A 19,252-nucleotide genomic window follows, 5' to 3' on the forward strand; every position below is an offset into this window, starting at 1 on the left:
ACACGCGCTTGCGCGTGCGGCGATTGCTCAGGTCCAGGCCAAGGTCAGTTTGTTTCATGCGCCCATTGTCGCTGGAAACATTCTTCATGCGTACCCGAAGTCGCATGAGTTTTGAACACCATCCTTAAGGGAATTCCCTCTACATATACCTCAGGCATTCAAGGAGTTGTTGTGCTAGCTCGGCTGCCAGACTTCGCGTTGCCGCCCCCGGTTTCGCAATACTCTTGGTGCGCCCAGGTGGCTGCTCCTGTCGCGGCAATGTATTCACAACACATGGTGCTTTCTCAAACAACTCTGGATCTGGATTGGGCTTCGATCCGTCCCCTCAATGGCTCGAAGCAGGACGCCTTCGAGGAACTTTGCACCCAGCTCGCCCGCGCATCCTGTCCACCAGGATCTCGGTTCATCCGCAAGGGACGACCTGACTCCGGCGTGGAAGCGCATGTCGTACATCTGGACGGCACGGAGTGGGCATGGCAATCGAAGTACTTCGATACCATGAAGAGCTCCCAATGGGTACAACTGGACGAGTCCGTCAAGACTGCGCTGGCCGGGCACCCGAATCTGACGCGCTTCATCGTCTGCGTGCCGCTGGATCTTCCGGATGGGCGAACCGGGCGTTCGAAATCCGCGCGACAGCACTGGAATGAGCGCGTTGCGAAGTGGTGTGGATGGGCCGCGCGCGCCGGCATGTCCGTCGAGTTCATTTGGCGGGGCAGCCATGAGATGCTGACGGAGCTTGCCACGCCACAGCACGATGGCCTAGTCCATTTTTTCTTCAGCACACGGTATCTTGATGATGCCTGGTTCCAAGCCCGACTGTCGGAAGCGCACGAAGCAGCCGGACCGCGGTACACGCCAGAGCTGAACGTCAAGCTGACTGTCAATGACTACTTCGACGCGCTTGGTCGCACGCACGAGTTCTACAACGGTGTCCGAGCCAAGGCGCGACGCATCAGGGACCGGATGCGAAGCCATGCGTTCAGCTTGACCAACGATTCAGACTCGGCCTTGATTAGCAAGCTCGAGGCGGCGGAGTTGACATGCAATCGCGTGCTCGATGAATTCAAAGTCTTATCGGAGGACCCGGTGCGCCCAGATCCAATGGGCAGCCTGCGAGATTCGCTGCGCGAAGCGCTGCGAAGCACCGGCGATCTGCTGTCGGAATATCGGCGTCAACGTGAGGCTGCGAAGGCTGCGCTGGAGAATGACTGCGCCAAGGCCGCGATGCGTCAGAATTATGACTATGATTCATACGCGCTTCGCGAGCTGTATTCAGACTTGAGTGACTCACTTTCGCATGTCAACCAGTTCCGGGCCGCCACGTCCAGCAACCTTGTCATCCTCACCGGTGATGCGGGCAGCGGGAAGACGCACCTGCTGTGCGACCTTGCCAAGCAAAGGCTTGACAAAGGCCGACCGACGGTCGTTCTCATGGGTCAGCGCTTCCTGGAAACCAGCGACCCTTGGATCCAGGCTTTGCATCAACTGGATCTTACCGGTTGGAACGCCAGAGACCTCGTCAAGGCGCTCGAAGTCGTTGCGCAGCGCGCCAACAGCAGGGTCCTCTTCGTCATCGACGCGATCAACGAAGGGGCTGGGCGGCAGCTCTGGCCTGCCCACTTGTTACCCTTCTTAGAGCGACTCAAGGCCTCGTCTTGGATCAGCACGATCATCTCGGTGCGCAGCTCCTACGCCGAGGATCTTCTGCCAGAGAGTGGCACTGCAGGCGCCGTCAGGCTGGAGCACCGTGGTTTTGAGAACGTCGAGTTTGACGCCACTCGTGCGTTTTTTGAGCACTTTGGTATCGACCTGCCTTCGACGCCGCTGTTGGCACCTGAGTTCAGCAACCCGCTGTATCTCAAGACTTTATGCCTAGGTCTGCAGGCGTCCGGGCAAAGCCGGTTACCGCGAGGTTTCCACGGCGTAGTCAAGGCATTCGGCAATTACGTCGCGGGTATCAACAAGAAGGCTGCCAGAGACCTCGACTATGCCGCCCGCATCAATCCCGTTGCTGCCGCACTGAAGGATCTTGCCAAGCGCATGGTGCAAAGTCACCGAGCATGGCTGAGCTATGCCGACGCCGAGACCATCGTCAACGCGCACCTGCCGGGCCGCGACTATTCCCGCTCGCTGATAGCTAAGCTGTTCGGCGAGGGACTGTTGATCGAAGAGAGGGTGTGGTCGGACGCTGAAAATGGATTCATGACGGTCGTCCAGATCGCCTACGAGCGACTGTCCGACTATCTTTGCGTAGAGAGTCTCCTCGACCTCCATCTAAATGCAGCCGATCCGGCGACGACATTCAAGCCTGGAGGCCCGCTGGATCTCGAAGCGCTTCGCACGACATGGTCGCGCCCCGGCTTCCATGAAGCGCTCCACATCCTGGTCGCAGAGCGTACCGGCCAAGAACTGGTAGCCCTGATGCCGGCGCTCGCCGAAGAGCATTTCACGCCGAGCATCTTCTTGAACAGCATTGTGTGGCGAGATCCTGCGGCCGTCACGCCCCAGGCTGTGACTTACCTGCGCAGTCTGAAGGCGTCGCACATCGAAGACGTCATCGACACGCTCGTGACGCTGGCGACCATTCCTGAGCACCCGTTGAACGCCAACTTCACGGACGGTCTGCTTCGCGAGAGCAGCATGGCTGAGCGAGACGCATGGTGGACCATCGGGCTGCACGGCCTCTGGGCGCGACAAAGCGCAGTCGATCGCCTTTTCCAGTGGGCGAACCGCTTGTGGCCACACACCGAGATCACAGACGAGTCCGCCAAGCTCGCGGCATACATCATCGCCTGGCTGCTGCCATCGTCGAACCGTTTCCTTCGTGATCACGCCACCAAAGCGCTCGTCCGAGTTCTTACCTGGCGACCGACTGTCATCGAACAATTGATTGAGCGTTTCTGCGATGCGGACGATGCCTACGTCGCGGAGCGCACGCTGGCAGCCGCATATGGCGCGACGATGAGGACCATGGACACGGCGGGGGTCAGCGCCGTTGCAGATCGGACGCATGCCAAGGTGTTTGCAGCCGGCCCACCTCGGCCGCACCTGCTGCTGCGCGAGTACGCGCAGGGCATCATCAAGAGAGCCGCGCACCTGCGAAAGGAGCCGAGTTCCGCCTTGTGGCCCAAGATCGAACCGCCCTACGCGAGCGATTGGCCAAAGATCCCAACCGAGAGCGAAATCGACGCTATTGCTCCCACATGGACCGCCGATACATCGAAGACCTTCTCTTGGGGTCATCATCGCATCCGCAGCTCCGTCATGGACGACGACTTCGGCCGCTATGTGATCGGCACCAACTCGTGGTCAACCAACTGGCTGTCGCTCCGCCTAGATGAACCTCAGTGGATGTCGCTCGACCTGCAAGTTGAACGCGCGGTGTCGACTCTCACCGAGGGCGAACGCGAAGGGTGGGAGCTCTTCCGGGCGGCTGCACGGTCCGTCAGCTTGGAGCGCCTCAGCCGTCGCATGGAGAAGCGCCAAGCGATCCCTGAACAGCCTGACGACAAGGCCGCTCGGTCACCCAGCAAGGCCGAGCAGATTCTGAGTATGGTTCGGAGCCTTCTGCTCGATATGTTGGGCAAGAAGAAAGGTACCGTCTTTTCACCCCTCATGGATGCGATCTCCAATGATTCCTCGATGCGGCTTCCACCTAAGTTCGATCTGAAGCTGGTGCAACGCTACGTCGTGGGACGGGTCTTCGAGTTGGGCTGGACCTCGGAACGCTTCGGACAGTTTGATCAGAACATAGAGGGCCGCGGTCGCGACGCGGCCAAACCTGAGCGCATCGGCAAGAAATACCAGTGGATCGCGTATCACGAGATGCTTGCCTTCATGGCCGATCACTACCAGTACACCGCGGAGCCGACGTCGAAAGAGATTGGGGGCGCCTACCAGGGCAGTTGGCAGGATGACGTACGCGACATCGATCCGTCGAACGTCATGCAGGCTCCAATTCATGACGAAGACGACTTGGTCTCGCCCTCCGCCTTCTGGGCTCCCACCGGTATGCGCGATTGGCATGCTGGCGTCGCGGCCAAATCCTGGGCCCAAATCACAGACGACATTCCTCGGCCCGAGGTTTTGCTTTTCAGCCGCGACGAACCCTCACACAGCGAGTGGGTCAACCTGCACACGGACATCAAGTGGATCATGCCGAGGACAGCCTATGAGGACTCCTTCGGAGATGGTCGGCGCGAAGTCTGGATGCACGCCGACGGCGCTCTGGTGAAGCATGAGGACGTCAGCAAGCTCATGAGAAAGGAAATGGCTCGCGAGATTGCTCGCCGTGGTGTTCATGGCGGCGGCCTACACGAGATCTTCCTCGGTGAAATCGGCTGGTCAGAAGCTTCGAAGTTCTTTAATAATCCGTACTATTCACACCTAGGATGGGCAGGTGATGCCGACCCGGAGGAGATCACTGCTATTGCCGTATCACAGGGCTATGCACGTGAGCGAGGTGGATTCGACTGTTCTGTGACGTCGGAAACGATCTCCCTGCGCGTGCCCACCGAAAGACTGCTGGAGCTTCTGAATGCCGAGTGGAGCGGAGTCTCAGCAACCTATATCAATAAGGCGGGCACCGTCGTGGCATTTGATCCTGCCGCCAACGTGCCTACCCCATCCGCATTCTTGGTAAGAAGGGAGGACTTGCAAAACGTGCTCCAGACACATGACTTAGCCGTCTGCTGGGCAATTCAGGGCGAGAAGACTGATGCTGAAGGATCTCCGGACTATCACCTCAATGCGAGCAGGTCATTTTATGGCCTCTTCATCTGGGACGGCGTAAGGATGATAGGTCGATACTCGTTCAATGAAATTGAGTCGTTCGACGAGGATTTTTAAGACCTCCAACTAGACACCTCGAGGGGGCGATCACTGGATCACCAGTAGTACGTCAACTTGAAGCTCAGTCGACAAATGTGAGCATCGGGGATATCATGGTGGCTCGACCAACAAGTGTTGGTTCACCATCTATGTGGGGCGCGACCCGGGCGGAAGCTTGGCTTTTCAATTCCAATCGGCTCAAGCCCCCGTTTCTTCGAGGCCCTGCGTTTTGCGGGGCTTTTTTTCTTTGTGCGGCGGATTCGTCGAGCATTGGTTAGTCAATTGACTAGCCGTGTTCTGCGCCAACTTGCTCTTGGCCGCCGCCTCCATTGCCGATGCGTGATTGGCGTCATGTTGTCGGCGTCACCCCCAAGGCTCGCGCTTGTGTGGTACCTCGGCTTTGGTCCCTTTCGGGCCGTGGTCTTTCCACACTCCGTATCCGCGTGCACTCCATGGCGTATCGCTGGTCGATTTACTCAAGGCACTGGAGACCCAATTCAAGGCTGACGTGGGTCCGCAACGTGTAGCGGCCATCATCTTCGAGCCGGTGTAGGGCGAGAGCGGTCTCAACGTGGCGCAGGCAGCGTTTATCGAGGCGCTACGCAAGGTCTGCGACCGGCATGGGATTCTGCTGATCGCTGACGAGTCGAAGACTGGATTTTGCTGCACTGACAACCTGTTCGCGATTGAGCACTAACGGGTTGCCGTCATTACTTTTGTTGCTTCTGCGAGAGCCCCTTTTTCAAACTGCCATATCGGGTATCCATCTACCTTCGGCCCCCTAACCGCTCGGAGGCGTCCCTCGGCAATCAGCTTGTACAGGCACTTCTTAGAGAGCCCCAATATCTGCCTAGCTTCGAGCAGTGTGACCAACCTTGCCTCGCGTGCAACCGCCGCGTTGACACTGTCCCTGAGAACGGCCCCCATTTTTCGCCCCTTTGCCGTGGAGAAAAACCGGCCGACGAGCTGCCCCGTCTCAACTAGCTCTTTCACTCGTGCGGTTCGCGTGCGCAAAACCCTGGCAGCCTCCTTGATAGAAATCCATTCGTGCGACTCCCGCGATGCTGCCGAAAACCTCCGGTTGCGTTTAGCCAGTTGGCCAGACCAGTGATCTCCGATGTAATCCTCGAATCCCTCACGCAGGAACGCAAACGACGGTTCTGGAAAACTCTTGTACAGGGTATGGTAAAAGCGCCCAAAGTACGCTGAAAGTTTGTTGCCGCAAGTTGCGCTGTCACTCCGAGCACCAAGCTCATCTAGCAGGAAGCGAAAACCGCTCGGCCAATTAAAAAGTGCAACGGCGGCTGCCTCAACCATGGACACAGCGTAGTCAAGGTGCATGACGCCAGAAATCTTCTGTGCCTTAGCTTTTTTCCGAATGGCATAAGCTCCCATGAACCAGGTGAGGCGAAGCAGCTGTTCGACCTTAAGCGCTCTCAGTCGCGGTGCTAATGCTTGCGTGGTCTTCGAACCGGGATACAAAGTGGAGGCTAATAGCTGCACGTAGGCGACTGCATTCTCGGTGCACGGCAACGCGGCTGCGGTTTCAAGTAGAGCCCCGCATGAACACCTTCCGAGCGGTGCGCCCGTCCATCGTATGCTTTGCCCACATTCGGGACAGTCATCGCGTAACCAAACCGCGTGTTCGTGACAAGCAACCCCAAATGTCAATCCCCAAATTGCGCGGTGATATCGTTCCTCTTGCAGGCAGATCGGACAATAGCGCTGAAAGCGCATGTTCCAGTATCTTGAACCCACATTGCCACTATCGTGCGTACTTATTGGACCGAGACCAAATATCGGCCCGCGCAACGTTGATAGCGTAGCATTGTCGTGTCCCGTGAGAACGCTCAATGACACACCCTGGCCGACTCTTTCATCGCCAGCGCTCGCGAGATGTACACACCATCGAGGATGATCGAACCCATTCAGTGAGCTCAAGCGAAGGACATAGCCTTGCCTCGACTCATAGGCCAGCGGCAATGGCCGAATCAATAGTCGCATATCTTTGCCTCCGACCAATACAATCGCTAACGCTTCGCAATAGGTCAGCGCTCGTCCATCCAGCTCGAGGTCGGCAGCACTTCCTCGTCAGCACTGACCACCGAGAGGCTGCCGACTTGGTACAGCTTGTCTCATGGAATAGCTGGTTGGGTTCATCGCTATGCTAGCGCACCACGATCGAGGCGAGCTTTGGTTCCGTTGGCCACCTCCGCCGGCGCTCCGGCTCCGCCAGCACTTCCTCCAATTTTTGCTTCACTTTAGTTGTAAATAGAGTCGTATGCTTACCCGCCGTTGTAGGTGGGGAATTGTGTCCAGCGTTTCGGGCGACCGCTGCGCCTCCGATAATCATTGGCAGCGATCTTATGTTGCTCGCAGAACTGTAGATAAGCTGATTTCACGCACCCATCCCCCATTACCTCTCTGAAATGACGGGGCAGCCGGTGTAGCGGAATGATCGTCAGTATAAGTTCGTTCTTGCTAATCAAAGCAGATTCATAATTCTCCGCTTGGGTGGTTTTCAAACACCGACGCAACTCAGCATGGAGGGCCGCCGGCCAGTCTATCAATACCTGTGACATGGTCAGGACTGTTGCCATGTCAATGCAATGACTAGAGGTAGATCGCGGCACCTCCATTTTTTCTTGGTCGCACCACCACAGAACGTAGCTTCTCGCCTGTTGAAATACCGCGATGGAATCAGCAATCAGCCTCCCCCTTGTGAAGCACGAAAACCTTACAGCGGCCTCCTCGGCGAACGGAAGTTCGCTTCTGAGTTCACCTTCCAGTGCTTTCGTAAAGAGCAATACAGCTTCAGGCGGTTCGGAATTACTCTGAATGCTGCGCGTAAGGTCATTTCCGCATCGGCATCGGAGCAAATTTTTGCGACGCCAGCTGAGCGCGCAGCCACATTTCTGACATGTATCGATCAACCAACGCCGGTGCCTTACACAGACGCAAATCAAACGAAGGTCCCAGACAGCTGGCGTCGCATCTCGCCCTCGCAAGCACTCCACGCATATCGCAGATCGCTGTTTCCGAAAGAGTGCTACCGGCACGTATGCATCCATGAACAGCAGGGTGTTCGCCATTTGAGTCGCTATCGGCCTACACGTCAGAGTGGACAGGTGCTCGGGGTCAATTCCGACCGATTCCGCGAGTAACTGAACCTTATGGTCAGGGATGGACAGCCCCGCCTCACTCAGCATCGATGAAATCCAGCGCAACGAGGTCAGACCGTTCAGCTCCCCCACCCGATGGATGTAGCCGAATAGGCTTTCACCCTTGTCCGGCCGGGGCCGGACTAGGAGCTTCGCTGGACGCGGTTCCTCAGTTGTAGCCACTGAACGGTTCACCAGTTCTGTTAAGTGTTCTGGGTACGAAGGCACTATCAAACGGATTGTTCTCCCGATCAACCTGACACCATATCGCGCTCTCGAAGGCTCGCCTTAGCACATCAATATCTATGCAGTTACGCCCCTCTTCCAGCGCAACTGATAGCGCATTACTGGTCAGCTTCATAAGATAGTCAATGAGCCCATTGGTCGCATAGAACATAAGAGGGACGACCGCTGGCTCGATGAAAGCGGATCGTCGACTGAACGGTGTTTGCGAATGAAGCGTATTAAGGAATTCCGCGAACTTGATCGCTTCCCGCCTTGTACTGATGGAGAATGCTGGCAGATTAGCTTGAGGAAGGAACCGACGGCGCAACTGTTCGTTCACCTCAAGAATCCGCTTGCAGCGAGGCAAACCGAGTAGCACGAACGGAACCCGCGTAGCGTTGATCAACTGCTTGAGCCAGTCGGCGACCTTATATTCAATCTTGCTGCCCGAGTTGTCGACGAACTGCTGGAACTCGTCCAGAATCGCGAGTTCAACGCGACACTCCCTGAACAATGTGATTATGCGTGCCGTCTTGCTCTCCGCGGACCCCTTATCCGCATAGGGATCGCCGAAGGTCATTAGTATTCTCTCGGCGACATTCTTTATTGTTGGCGCCGAAGGGAGTTCTAGCTCCAAGACACGTAGGACCGTGCGATCCTCAAGTTCCTCTTGCGGATATCGGCTCGCATATGTCTTACGCAGCGTTGATTTTCCAGCACCCGATACACCGGTAATGAGAAGGCAATCCGGCTCTTCGATCAGATGACGGCCATACAGGTGACACCTTTCAATCGCTTGTATGGCTGCCGAAAATGCTGGGTACCGGATGAGCTTCCGCCTAAACTCAAACACTGCTACATCGGCCGGTCGAAGTGACCGGGTACCACTATGGAACATATCATCACCCAATTGTCCCGGAGGTATCACGGAGGAATGCTTTGGTCGGTCGTTGCTCGCTTCTGCGATCATGGTTGCCTCCTCAGCCTTCCCTGCCTGCAACGTTGCGGGATACCACTTCGTAGCTTGACAAGCTTTGCTCGGCCAGCCACGACAGAACGTCATCGGAAATACTTGTCTCTCCGGAATGGGTCTGTTTATCCGCATCCGAGATTTCCGGCGATGCTTCAGCGTGCCGCCGTAGCGCCTCCTTGGCCGCAGCGTGGTGGCTTTTCTTACGAGACTCTGTTGGCTTACGAGTCAGCAGTAGGCCCTCGGTATATTCCCGCAGCTCGAGCTTCGCAGCGAGCATGCCGTCGTGTAGAGGCAATGCCGCATAGTTTTTCCGCGCTTTTCGAGTAATGAAGGTATTTTGCTCAATCGTGAGACCATTGGCGAGGGCCGGCCTCGTACAGCTCGCGACAACATATTCCTTGCGCTTTGGATCCAAAACATGCACAGTCCCCAGATCATCCGGGTTATATCTGACCGTGACTTCTAGCGCCACTTTGTCCCCTCGAATGCATTGAAGTGCGTCCGATGTGTACCGCAGATTATTCAATTTAACTCCATTCGAATCCAACCGTCGCCTCTCGACTTGTCCCAGATATACTTTTAGGCGCTGCGGATCAGGCGCCAGTTCAGGAGCATCCGTTTCCACACCCTCTTGCCATCGTTGTAAAGGGGCACCGTCGATACCTCTGTGGTATGTCGCACCGTACACCTCCACGATCCACTTGTGGAGGACAAGTTGAAGTTCGCTTAGGGTAAGAACAGCTTTGGCAACTGAGTCGTAGCCAAGCCGCTTTTCGTACTTTGAGTATGTCGTGCCTGGAACGAGGTGGAGGAAGTTGTAGTTGAGTGTTTTTAGGAAGCGCTCAATGACTCCCTTTAAATGAGGAGTGCGTGGCTGACAGTAGAGGAGATGTGTCCCAATATCTGCGCACGCGGCCTCTAAATCATTCGCGTGAAATTCAAGGCCGTTGTCGCATACGATTAGCTCGATCAATCCAAAGCAAGGCCAATCTGCCTTAATTTCAGGGTACTTCGCACGCATGTACGTTTTAGGGAGCATAGCGTGACGCAGACAGCGAAGTACCGATTCGACGCTGGGCTTCCGAAAGCTCACATAGAAGCCAACCACCATGCGAGAATAGTGGTCAATCATTACGGTGATCCATGGTCTCCCGAGAACAAGTCTGGTGGCTTCGTCAATAACAAGGACGTCCAAAGGAGTATTATCAACTTCGACACGCTGCAGCGGCCGCGCGCATTCCGGTCCGCTACCAAACATGCTGAGCTGCTGTGCTGCAATGCGCTCGCCATAGCGACGCTTTAGCACGTGATATCTTTCGTATTGATCAAGAAACTTGTTAATCAGTCGCATCGATACACCCCGCAACGCATCTTCAGGCGGCCTGGCCAGATTTGCCCTCTTGATTCTTCCATTTATCCAATCTCGCAGTGCCACCTTTGTCTCGCGCTGCTCATTTAAATAGACCTTCTCGATACCCTCGCTGATTAGTTCGCGAAGTGCTTCGGGGTACTCCGAGCGTGGCCGTTGTCCGCGAAGCTCCCATTTGTCTATTAGGGCCCGAATGTCCAAATGGCCAAACACCCATCGCCGGCGCCAGGCATAGAAGCTTGCAATCGCTGGCGGCCTCTTTCCTGGCTCGATCTCTTCAGCACACATGCGAATCGATTCACGCAGAGCCTTTCGACCAAGTCCGATCCGTCCGTCTGGGCAGATCGCCGTAAGGTACTTCCACTTGCGAATGGCCTTGATTCGTATCGGATCGGAAAAGTCCGCCAGACTGCGTTCGATAGAAACCGGACTGGAACGCCCGTCGCCATCCGCTGGAAAGTGCTGGAGAGCTGTGACCTTTAGACGGGAGTGCTCGTACAAGATCAGGAGTTCCTGACTCGAGTACTCGTGCAGTGCACCGTCAGTGGCAGCGCGTAGTTGCAAACGGTCACCGATGATTTCGACGATGCGATGGTAGACATCATCGATCGCGAGAATGGACCCTTGCTTAAATAAAGAGCGCGTCATCATCGGCCTCCGCAAATGCTCGAACAACAGTTTGAGCAGTTAATGGCTGGTGAAGGTCGCAGACGAGATCGCGACGGGCCAATGCCTCTACGACCTTCTCAGGGCCCCCGAGTATTTGTGCCGCATCAGCGAAGCTGGCTGCGCATCGACCTTGCCACCTCAGGCCGCGTGGGTCGTGATGCTCGGATTCGATAGGGCGCATGCGCAGGAGGTACTGAACCAACTGAGATCGATTGGAATGGCAGATCTGCTCTTCAGTGAGTGCGACAAAGCGAGTGCCAGCACTTTCAAAGTGACTGGCGATTGCAGCAAATCGCTCTGTGTTCTCCGGCGTGCTGAGCCGTTCCGCCGGCTTGACCTCAACGATCCATTCTCGACCGTCTTGCCAAAGGAACTTGAAGTCAGGCGTATAGCGCCGCCGGTGTCCATTGCACAAGTAGGAAATCGACACCGGCTGCTCGTCGAAGGCCGCGATATTGCGAGCGAACTCCGCGAGGTAGAGGCAGTGCATCTCGAGGAGACTCTCGCACCGCACCATTCGGCGCATCTTGCGCGAGGCGAATTTCCCCCTGAATCCACGCCCCGACGGTCGCACAGGGTTACGAGTGCTGTGATATGGAAGTTGGGAGGGGAAAAGATGCCTCCCCGGGATATGCGGTGTAGGCGAGCTTTGGTCTGCCATAACAGGTCCCTAATCGCTTTCTTCGAGGCGACCAGCGGCCGGCGGCACCCATGCGAGGGCATCGCCAAAAAACTCCGGCTTTTTGGGCGTAAGAACTCCCACCCTTGGGTTGTTATCCCCAAAGCGAAGCCGTAGCTAACCGATGATCGATAAATGGACGGCCTTGACCGACCGACAGCGAGGAGGGATACTTCAAGCGCCAACCAGAAGTATTGGCCTCCAAGCGAGGTCAGCGACGGGGCAAGCCGCCAAGGTTTGTCCCGTTTTTACATTTCGGCATCCTCCTTTGACCTACGTCGGCGCAAACGTGCCGGACCGTACGTAGGCTCATCCGCAAGAAGTTCATCAATCCTTACCAATTCACGTAAGGCTCGGATTTGAGCCGGATACAGGCGGTCAATCTTCGCCCAAAGCTCATGGCATAGCAGGTATGTCTCGGTTGGCACATCCGCCGGTAGGACAAATCGCCGCCTCGATTTTTCCACGGCAAGCCGCATGTCCAAGTTGTCTCGCTCATTGAGGGACAGGCTTGTGCCGAGCTTTCCCAGAAACTCATCACTAGGCGGCTTGGTGCCCAATTCGATGGCGGACACGTAGGCCTGCTCGTATCCCAGCAGCTTGGCTAGCTCATGCTGGCGCATCCCACTACGCAAACGTAAGTCACGGATAAAAGTAGTGAATGGACTACTCATGAGGTCGCATCCGGAGAAGGCACTTAGTACAACATACAGACGGTACTCCGCAGCTATTGAACTACATGTCAGGCCGTATGCCAAGTACAATTATTTTCGTAAGTCATTGATTTTTAAGCATTAACACCAAATTAACAGTTTAAGGAAGGACGGACTGGTGAAGTTTCACACCCCTCGAGCCTGCTCAACCAGCGAGACGCCAAGCGCATCGGCGGGCGTATATGGAGAACGGAATATGACTCGCGATGAGCTAATCGCCACCGCAAGGAGTGCTGACGGAACGATGACCAGAGGCCCACGCAGCCCGTGGAAAATGCGCTACTTCATCGATACCGAATTCACTGACTTCAAGAACAGTCAGCTCATCAGCGTGGCGATTGTGGGTGAGGATGGGCGCGAGTTCTACGGCGAGCGCTCGGACTTTGAGCGGCCAGTGTGCAATGACTTTGTGCGCGACGTCGTATTGCCCCAACTCGGCCAGTTTCCAGGCCGGTCATTGCCGTTCACACAGTTGCGCCGCGAGCTACTGGCGTGGCTGTTGGCGGTGCCACTCAAGCCCAAGCCTGTGCTCTGCTATGACTCCGATTGTGATTACGAGCTGCTCACCCACTTGCTCGGGGGACCATTGCCACGCGGATGGAGGCATGAGAACGTGTTTTTGAAGATCGATGCCGAACGCCTCGCGCAGTACATCGCTGTGCACGGCGGCGAGCATCACGCGCTGCACGATGCGCGCGCGAACGCCTTCGCTTTCATGTGAGGTCCCACAAGGCAGGACGCACGTTGTGCGTCCCGTCAAAATGCTGACGACTACAGGGAAACACCATGCCCGGTGGCTGTGGCCAGAACGGCAAGGCTCACGTTTCGTGAGGTCAACGAACCCTGATGCCAGGTGCCTTCCGCCCCCAAAAACCTCCTGTCGCTTTTCCCCAATTTCGTCGTTTGGCGCTCCCACTATCCGGCCCAACATTAAAAATGGCACATAAGTCTCACACGAAATATTATTGAGGCAATTTCTTGCTACACGAAAGAGTCAGGTGATACGATCCACACACGCGAAATCAAGTGGGGAGCCTGCTTTACGGTCGACGTACGCGAACATCCCGTTGCGGAGCTGCTTTTAAAGCATGTTCCCCGTGACCTCATCCTTGGCGTTGAAGATGCGCTGGTCGCCGGTGCGAAGCGAGGCTTTGCCGCGACGGAGCGGATCCGGGACGGGCATCGATCGACGGCATTGGGCCAAATGAGGCATATCCACATGAACGAGGCTTTTAGCGATGCCCTTGAAGCGGCCGGCGCAAGCCCAACGCCGATTCAGGGAAACACCGTGGTTGTCGGCAAAGCTGGCATCTTCACTTTAGGCCGTTTCAACATCTCCGCTGGCATTTGGCACAACGGCCGCTGCAGTCGAGCCCGTCGAGCGATGGCGTATGGCAATCGTGCGATTGAACCCTTGGTTCAACCGGGGCTTTTCGAGACACGGGCCCTCTTTGCTGCTTCTAACGAGATTTCCACTGACACTGCTTTTTTTGTGGCTTGCTTCAGCGGGAGCCTCAAGCATCAACCTGATGCCCCGCTGTCAGTCGACATTGCGGTGCCCGAACCCCATATGAATGGCTGGCTATTTAGAGAGCCGCTAGCGCTATTTGCCCAGAGGTACGAAGTCGTGACTCAGCAACTGGATGCTGCTGTTCCAGTGCTCAAGAGCGATGTTTTGCAGCGCCGAGAAGGAACATGAGTAGGGGTGTTACAGAATTTGAGTCGGCACGTTTGCGGCAAGCACTTGCCGCCCGCCGACTTACGCAGGCCCAACTCGCTGGGCTGGTTGGGGTTTCCCCCGCGACAATCAGTAAGTGGCGTTCAGGGTCTCAAGCGCCAGAGGCAGATGCGCTCGAAAGGCTGGCCCAGGTGATGAACGTCACGGCCGAGTGGTTCACCAGGAAGCGACTGCCCAAGAGCACAATGCCGCTGTACAGGAGCAATGCATCGGCGCACGTCGCTGCGCGAGAGATGCTGGGTGCACGGTTAGAGTGGGCTGAGGACGTTGCCTTTGCAATGACTTCCTACGTCGACTTCCCTGCTCTCCGATTGCCCACTTTCGACTTTGTCGACCTGGAAGCAATTGCTGATAGCGATATCGAGGATGCCGCAACGCGATGTCGGCATCTTTGGGGACTTGGGACAGCCGTCATCCCGGACCTCGCACTCGCAGTGGAAAGCGCAGGCATCGTGCTTGTTAGAGAGGAGACGGGGGTGGCGCAGATAGAGGGATTGTCCGCGTGGAGTGCCACGCTTGAGCGCCCTTTCGTTCTGCTCTCTGCAGATAAGGCGAATGCATTCAGAAGCAGGTTCGACCTAGCCCACGAGTTAGGACATCTTATTCTGCATCGGCACATTTGTCGCGCAGAGGAAAAGGAACGCCACACTTTGCTGGAGCGCCAAGCACACCGATTTGCGGGGGCATTCCTCTTACCTGCGGAAAGCATAGCCATGGATGTTCGCACTCCTGTCACTTTGGACAGCCTCTTACTGCTCAAGCAGAGGTGGGGTGTGTCAGTTGCAGCGATCATCATGCGACTGGTCGCGATTGGCGTGCTCTCGGAAGATGACAAACAGCTCTTGTTCAAGCGGCGCTCGGCACGCTGGGGGGTTAAGGCTGAGCCCGGCGATGAGCTTTGGAAGCCGGAGCAGCCTCGACTGCTACGTCGAACTGTCGAGCTGCTTATCTCTTCAAAATTGGTACCACGTGAATTTTTGCCCAAGCATTTCGGTTTGGGGCAGCGCGATGTCGAAATGCTCTGCGCCCTACCAGATGGATATTTTTCCCATAGCGGCGAAGTTATCCAACTGGCTCAGTTGCGAAGCGGAAAACCTACTGTTGGCACTCAGGCTGGGTCTGGAACTGTTCTGCCCTTCTCGCGTAACCTTCGGTGAACAGAAATTGGTGTGCGTCAGAGAGAAGAAATCTCTCGCAGTGGACGCATAACGGATAGCAAACGAACAAACCGCCGAACAGATGAACCATTGGCTTGATGAAATCGGTAGCGTTGTCGCATCTTCAGTCTGCCGCGATGTCGCACGCGAGTACTGGGGGCCGTCATGGAGAATGGCTGCGTCCCGACATATCGAGAGCCTGGGGGTGGCCGTGGGCACCCATCCTGGACTGCTGCGACACAGAAACGAAGATCGACACGGACTTGTGCAAGTGACAAGTCTGAATGGTGAACGGCTAACCGCTGCGATTCTTTGTGATGGAGTTGGTGGTTCCGAGATGGGGGACGCGGCCGCTTCCATTGCAATTGCGACAATCATTGGTGTCCTAGTGACATGCAGCCGAGGCATGCCAATGAAAGCCTTGTTGAGTGCGGCAATCCGTGCCTCAGATGACTCAGTTCGGTCTTTGCTGCATGGACGCGGGACCACAACTTTGAGCATCATCCTAGGATCTGCTCAGGGGCAAATCGTTGGCGCAAACGTTGGCGACAGTCGAATTTTTTCGTGGCGGTCTGGTGAGTTGACTCAACTGAGCATTGACGACACGCTCGAGAATGAGTTGAGACAATTGCCTGCGGGTGACATGTCGGCCCTGCGAGCGCGAGGCCTGATGGGAAGTCTTTCGCAAGCCATCGGCGAAGCCGGGAGGACGGCAAACGATCTGAAAATCAATTTCATCGACGGAGACCGATTTTCGAAAGGAGCTATCCTTGCTTCGGACGGCGCTTGGAAAGAGGCTCCTGACGGCTTCAAAGCCGTCTTGTCGCACGCAGAACTAGCATCCGACGCGATGCGGCGAGTCATCGCTTTGGCTACCTGGGCTGGCGGCACAGACAACATTTCACTCATCGCCATTGACGACGTGCGGAAGCTGATACGGTCAGTGGACTGGAACGATCCAGTGGAATCCCGACGAGGACGCGCGACCGTCTGGCATGGCGACACAAAACTCGTTCTTATGGAATCCAGCGAGCGAGCTATGTCGGGTGGCCCATTGCACAACGAGGGGCAAGCAAAGCCCGTGGACACGCATGAGGCACCAAAGCGCCCGTCAAAGCCGCGCAAGAACCAGCAGGCGCGAAAGAAGCCGCCGCAGCCCAAGGAAGAGGACTCGCGACAGCTCGCTTTCGATGTGAAGGCGGATGAGCGGCAAGGTAAGGAACAACACCAAGCAGCAATAAAGCCAAAGGTCGAAATTTCCACCGACCGGGATGACTGACAAACAATAATAATCGGGTCTTTATGCTTCCAGATAGATACAAGCCACTGACGGCCACGCTGATCCCAGGTGGCTTCGGAGCAGTTCAACCTGTCCACGACACATATCTCGAACGCACTGTGTTGTTTAAGTCAATGCATGACGCGGACAACAATGCGCAACTCGCTAATGAGGTCCGTGCGCTTTCGCGGGCTCGATCCCGCCACGTTGTCGAGATCTACGATGTCATTACAGATCGCGCAGGGGTCGTTCAGGGAATTATCATCGAGCTACTGGAAGGACGTGACTACGCCCAGTTCTGGCAGGAGGCGCCAGGCGATATCAATAGCTACCTCAAGGCGCTTTACCAAATTGCCCTCGCCCTATCTGACCTGCATGCGGCTGGCATTGTCCATCGCGACCTCAAGCTGGAGAATCTGAAGGACTCCGCGTCGGGCATCTTGAAGCTGTTTGACTTTGGCATCTCAACAACCGGCCCTGACTACCGGACGGTCACGAATCGAGGCACGATGGTTTATGCGGCTCCGGAGCTATACGTGGCAGGAACAGCGATCAATTCGCCGATGGATATTTATGCGTTCGGGATATGTGCTTGGGCTCTAGCTTCGTCGGCCCTGCCACCGGTACTGTTGGAGATGCCGCCTCAACAGTCAGGTGCCGCCCCGTCGATCAAATCAGCACTGCCTGATCTGCCAGAAGATGTTGCTGCATTCCTTGATACCTGCCTGGCCACTGACCCTTTGCGGCGACCGAGCGCTGCGGCCCTTTGCAGGTTGCTGGGGGCGCATCTGGTTCGATGGCAACACCGGGGAATTTTCGTGGTGGATAAGGAAATGGTCTACGAACTTTCTGACGCACAGCGAAATGCTCGAATCAAGATCGGCAATCTGGGCGTCCTCAAGGTCAGTTACGACGGACTGGTATTTCGAATAGACGAAGTGGTACCCCATGTTTTCGTCAACAACGCGCCTGCACTCGTGGGTGCAACTCTCCCAGACTCCTGCGTACTAACTTTTGGGATCGAGCGTGGCAGGCAGTGGGTTACTTTCTCGTCTTCGCATCCGGAAGTTATGCTATGAGTGGTCATCGGTTCCCCCCCGGCGTTGTGTTAGCAGAGCGCTATGAAGTGAAAAACTTCCTTGCCGCTGGCGGCATGCAAGAAGTCTACGTTTGCTTCGATCGAACTCTAGAACGAGAAGTAGTCGTAAAGACGCCGAAAGCCGGTATTAAGGATCGTAGGTTCCGCCGCGGTGCCGAAATGGGGGCACGTGTCCATCACCACAACGTCGCCGCCACATTTGACTACTATGAAGATGCGGATCTGACGTTTCTGGTCGAAGAGTACATTGTCGGTGTAGATCTCGGCCGCCGTCTAGAAACTGAGTTTGTCTTCATGGACCCGTCTCTGGCGGCACACGTTATTCACCATATCGCAAAGGCTTTACATGAGGCGCATAGCGTTGGCATCTGTCATCGTGATCTGAAGCCCAGTAACGTGATGACCTCCGCAGATGCAAGTATCAACGTCATCAAATTGACCGACTTTGGTATCGCAAAACTAGCCGAATCCGAGATCGCCGCTGAACTCGAACTGTTCGAGCAAGACCAGAGTACGTTGACCACGTCGAATACCCTGCTTGGCGCCGTTCCTTACATGGCGCCTGAATGCTGGGAAGACTGGAAGAATGCCGGACAGCCCATGGACATCTGGGCGCTTGGATGCGTAGCCTATCATCTCCTCCACGGTACGCCCCCTTTCGGCTCGGGACGCCAAGCATTCATGAACATTGCAAAGCTTCTGTCCGGCGGCCCACTACAGCTTGCTCGTCCGACCTGGTTTGGCACGCACAAGAACACGGAAGCGCTGGAGAACGGACTCTGGGGGATTATTGAGGCCTGCATCCAAGTCAACCCGGCCGCAAGACCGAAAGCGGAAGACGTGATGCGAATGTGCCAACAACTATGTTACGCCACAGCCATTCGCAAGATCGGAACCATCACCGAATATCCTGGCACATATTCCAACGGAAACCGTGGCGACTTTGGCAGGATTACCGACGATGTTGCTCGTCGACGCTGGTTTTTCCATCTTACCGAATTTTTTGGGCAAGACAGCCCCGAACAAGGCCAGCGCGTTAGTTTCAGTGTCTATCCAGGTGTACCTCACGACCGATCAGCCCCCGTATTGGGACTTCGCCGCTGACGCCTGCAATGCGCAATGGGATTAGCTCCTCCTGACTAACACTGTCTTCGCCAGCATTCCCGTCGCGCTGGGCAAGTAGCGTGAAACTGGAAAAATTCGGGGGTGAAATCTCGAAGAAGGAGCATTTTGGCATCACGATAGCAACTTCATGGATTGGTTCGCCGAGTATTTTCGTCCCTGGATATTTGGAAACGCCCACACTCATTACGGTGATATAGGGCCAAGATTTTTTGCCATAGACCTCGTTGGCAGC

13 protein-coding genes and 2 pseudogenes are annotated in these 19,252 nt (G+C 56.0%); 8 read left to right on the forward strand and 7 right to left on the reverse strand.

Going from position 1 to position 19,252, the window contains the following annotated elements:
- The first annotated feature begins 237 nt into the window (after positions 1 to 237).
- Positions 238 to 4,851 carry an AVAST type 2 anti-phage system protein Avs2 gene (gene avs2 / locus VSR71_RS25600; protein ID WP_342916586.1) on the forward strand — a complete coding sequence of 1,538 codons (4,614 nt, stop codon included), beginning with the start codon at positions 238 to 240 and terminating at the stop codon, positions 4,849 to 4,851.
- A 375-nt stretch (positions 4,852 to 5,226) separates the two neighbouring features.
- A pseudogene (locus VSR71_RS25605) lies at positions 5,227 to 5,527 on the forward strand (aminotransferase class III-fold pyridoxal phosphate-dependent enzyme); the annotation flags it as partial.
- On the opposite strand, the gene VSR71_RS25610 reads toward VSR71_RS25605, so the two are convergent.
- From VSR71_RS25610 to VSR71_RS25630, 7 genes and pseudogenes are all read right to left on the reverse strand, one after another.
- Entirely contained in the window at positions 5,527 to 6,336 is an 810-nt protein-coding gene (locus VSR71_RS25610; RefSeq protein ID WP_342916587.1) for a hypothetical protein, read from the reverse strand. The pseudogene VSR71_RS25605 and the gene VSR71_RS25610 sit on opposite strands and share 1 nt — an antisense overlap.
- A gap of 144 nt (positions 6,337 to 6,480) precedes the next feature.
- Positions 6,481 to 6,837 (reverse strand): annotated as a pseudogene (locus tag VSR71_RS35335) (TniQ family protein); the annotation flags it as partial.
- 281 nt (positions 6,838 to 7,118) lie between these two features.
- On the reverse strand, positions 7,119 to 8,222 hold the full coding sequence (locus VSR71_RS35340) for a TniQ family protein (RefSeq protein ID WP_428979462.1): 1,104 nt from the start codon (positions 8,220 to 8,222) through the stop codon (positions 7,119 to 7,121).
- Positions 8,164 to 9,189: a TniB family NTP-binding protein gene (locus VSR71_RS25615; RefSeq protein ID WP_342916588.1), complete on the reverse strand. Its 1,026-nt coding sequence runs from the start codon at positions 9,187 to 9,189 to the stop codon at positions 8,164 to 8,166. Before VSR71_RS25615 ends, VSR71_RS35340 begins: the two co-directional genes overlap by 59 nt.
- Positions 9,190 to 9,199: 10 nt before the next feature.
- On the reverse strand, positions 9,200 to 11,212 hold the full coding sequence (locus VSR71_RS25620; protein ID WP_342916589.1) for a transposase family protein: 2,013 nt from the start codon (positions 11,210 to 11,212) through the stop codon (positions 9,200 to 9,202).
- Positions 11,190 to 11,720 (reverse strand): TnsA endonuclease N-terminal domain-containing protein, encoded by a 531-nt coding sequence (locus tag VSR71_RS25625; RefSeq protein WP_342916590.1) that lies wholly within the window; start codon positions 11,718 to 11,720, stop codon positions 11,190 to 11,192. The genes VSR71_RS25620 and VSR71_RS25625 overlap by 23 nt, the downstream gene beginning before the upstream one ends.
- Before the next feature lie 437 nt (positions 11,721 to 12,157).
- Positions 12,158 to 12,583: a helix-turn-helix transcriptional regulator gene (locus VSR71_RS25630; RefSeq protein WP_342916591.1), complete on the reverse strand. Its 426-nt coding sequence runs from the start codon at positions 12,581 to 12,583 to the stop codon at positions 12,158 to 12,160.
- 313 nt (positions 12,584 to 12,896) lie between these two features.
- Here VSR71_RS25630 and VSR71_RS25635 point away from each other — a divergent pair, with 313 nt between their 5' ends.
- From VSR71_RS25635 to VSR71_RS25660, 6 genes are all read left to right on the forward strand, one after another.
- Positions 12,897 to 13,343, forward strand: coding sequence for a hypothetical protein (locus VSR71_RS25635; RefSeq protein ID WP_342916592.1), 447 nt, complete (start codon positions 12,897 to 12,899; stop codon positions 13,341 to 13,343).
- A gap of 498 nt (positions 13,344 to 13,841) precedes the next feature.
- The gene (locus VSR71_RS25640; RefSeq protein WP_342916593.1) at positions 13,842 to 14,321 is read left to right on the forward strand and encodes an alpha/beta hydrolase; all 480 of its coding nucleotides are present in this window, start codon (positions 13,842 to 13,844) and stop codon (positions 14,319 to 14,321) included.
- Positions 14,318 to 15,517 (forward strand): XRE family transcriptional regulator, encoded by a 1,200-nt coding sequence (locus VSR71_RS25645; protein WP_342916594.1) that lies wholly within the window; start codon positions 14,318 to 14,320, stop codon positions 15,515 to 15,517. Before VSR71_RS25640 ends, VSR71_RS25645 begins: the two co-directional genes overlap by 4 nt.
- A gap of 406 nt (positions 15,518 to 15,923) precedes the next feature.
- Complete coding sequence (locus VSR71_RS25650; protein WP_342916595.1) at positions 15,924 to 16,796, forward strand: hypothetical protein; 873 nt, start codon at positions 15,924 to 15,926, stop codon at positions 16,794 to 16,796.
- A gap of 23 nt (positions 16,797 to 16,819) precedes the next feature.
- Complete coding sequence (locus VSR71_RS25655) at positions 16,820 to 17,875, forward strand: protein kinase domain-containing protein (protein WP_342916596.1); 1,056 nt, start codon at positions 16,820 to 16,822, stop codon at positions 17,873 to 17,875.
- A gap of 47 nt (positions 17,876 to 17,922) precedes the next feature.
- Positions 17,923 to 18,999, forward strand: coding sequence for a serine/threonine-protein kinase (locus tag VSR71_RS25660; RefSeq protein WP_342916597.1), 1,077 nt, complete (start codon positions 17,923 to 17,925; stop codon positions 18,997 to 18,999).
- The last annotated feature ends 253 nt before the right edge of the window (positions 19,000 to 19,252 follow it).

It is taken from the genome of Cupriavidus oxalaticus (assembly GCF_038900635.1).
GTDB classification, from domain to species: domain Bacteria; phylum Pseudomonadota; class Gammaproteobacteria; order Burkholderiales; family Burkholderiaceae; genus Cupriavidus; species Cupriavidus oxalaticus_B.

What these genes read in the sequence shown, in the direction of transcription:
- VSR71_RS25615 (WP_342916588.1), bottom strand. Translation starts at nt 9,189, where the DNA reads ATGATCGCAGAAGCGAGCAACGACCGACCAAAGCATTCCTCCGTGATA.
- VSR71_RS25620 (WP_342916589.1), bottom strand. Translation starts at nt 11,212, where the DNA reads ATGATGACGCGCTCTTTATTTAAGCAAGGGTCCATTCTCGCGATCGAT.
- VSR71_RS25625 (WP_342916590.1), bottom strand. Translation starts at nt 11,720, where the DNA reads ATGCACTGCCTCTACCTCGCGGAGTTCGCTCGCAATATCGCGGCCTTC.
- VSR71_RS25630 (WP_342916591.1), bottom strand. Translation starts at nt 12,583, where the DNA reads ATGAGTAGTCCATTCACTACTTTTATCCGTGACTTACGTTTGCGTAGT.
- VSR71_RS25635 (WP_342916592.1), top strand. Translation starts at nt 12,897, where the DNA reads ATGCGCTACTTCATCGATACCGAATTCACTGACTTCAAGAACAGTCAG.
- VSR71_RS25640 (WP_342916593.1), top strand. Translation starts at nt 13,842, where the DNA reads ATGAACGAGGCTTTTAGCGATGCCCTTGAAGCGGCCGGCGCAAGCCCA.
- VSR71_RS25645 (WP_342916594.1), top strand. Translation starts at nt 14,318, where the DNA reads ATGAGTAGGGGTGTTACAGAATTTGAGTCGGCACGTTTGCGGCAAGCA.
- VSR71_RS25650 (WP_342916595.1), top strand. Translation starts at nt 15,924, where the DNA reads ATGCCAATGAAAGCCTTGTTGAGTGCGGCAATCCGTGCCTCAGATGAC.
- VSR71_RS25655 (WP_342916596.1), top strand. Translation starts at nt 16,820, where the DNA reads ATGCTTCCAGATAGATACAAGCCACTGACGGCCACGCTGATCCCAGGT.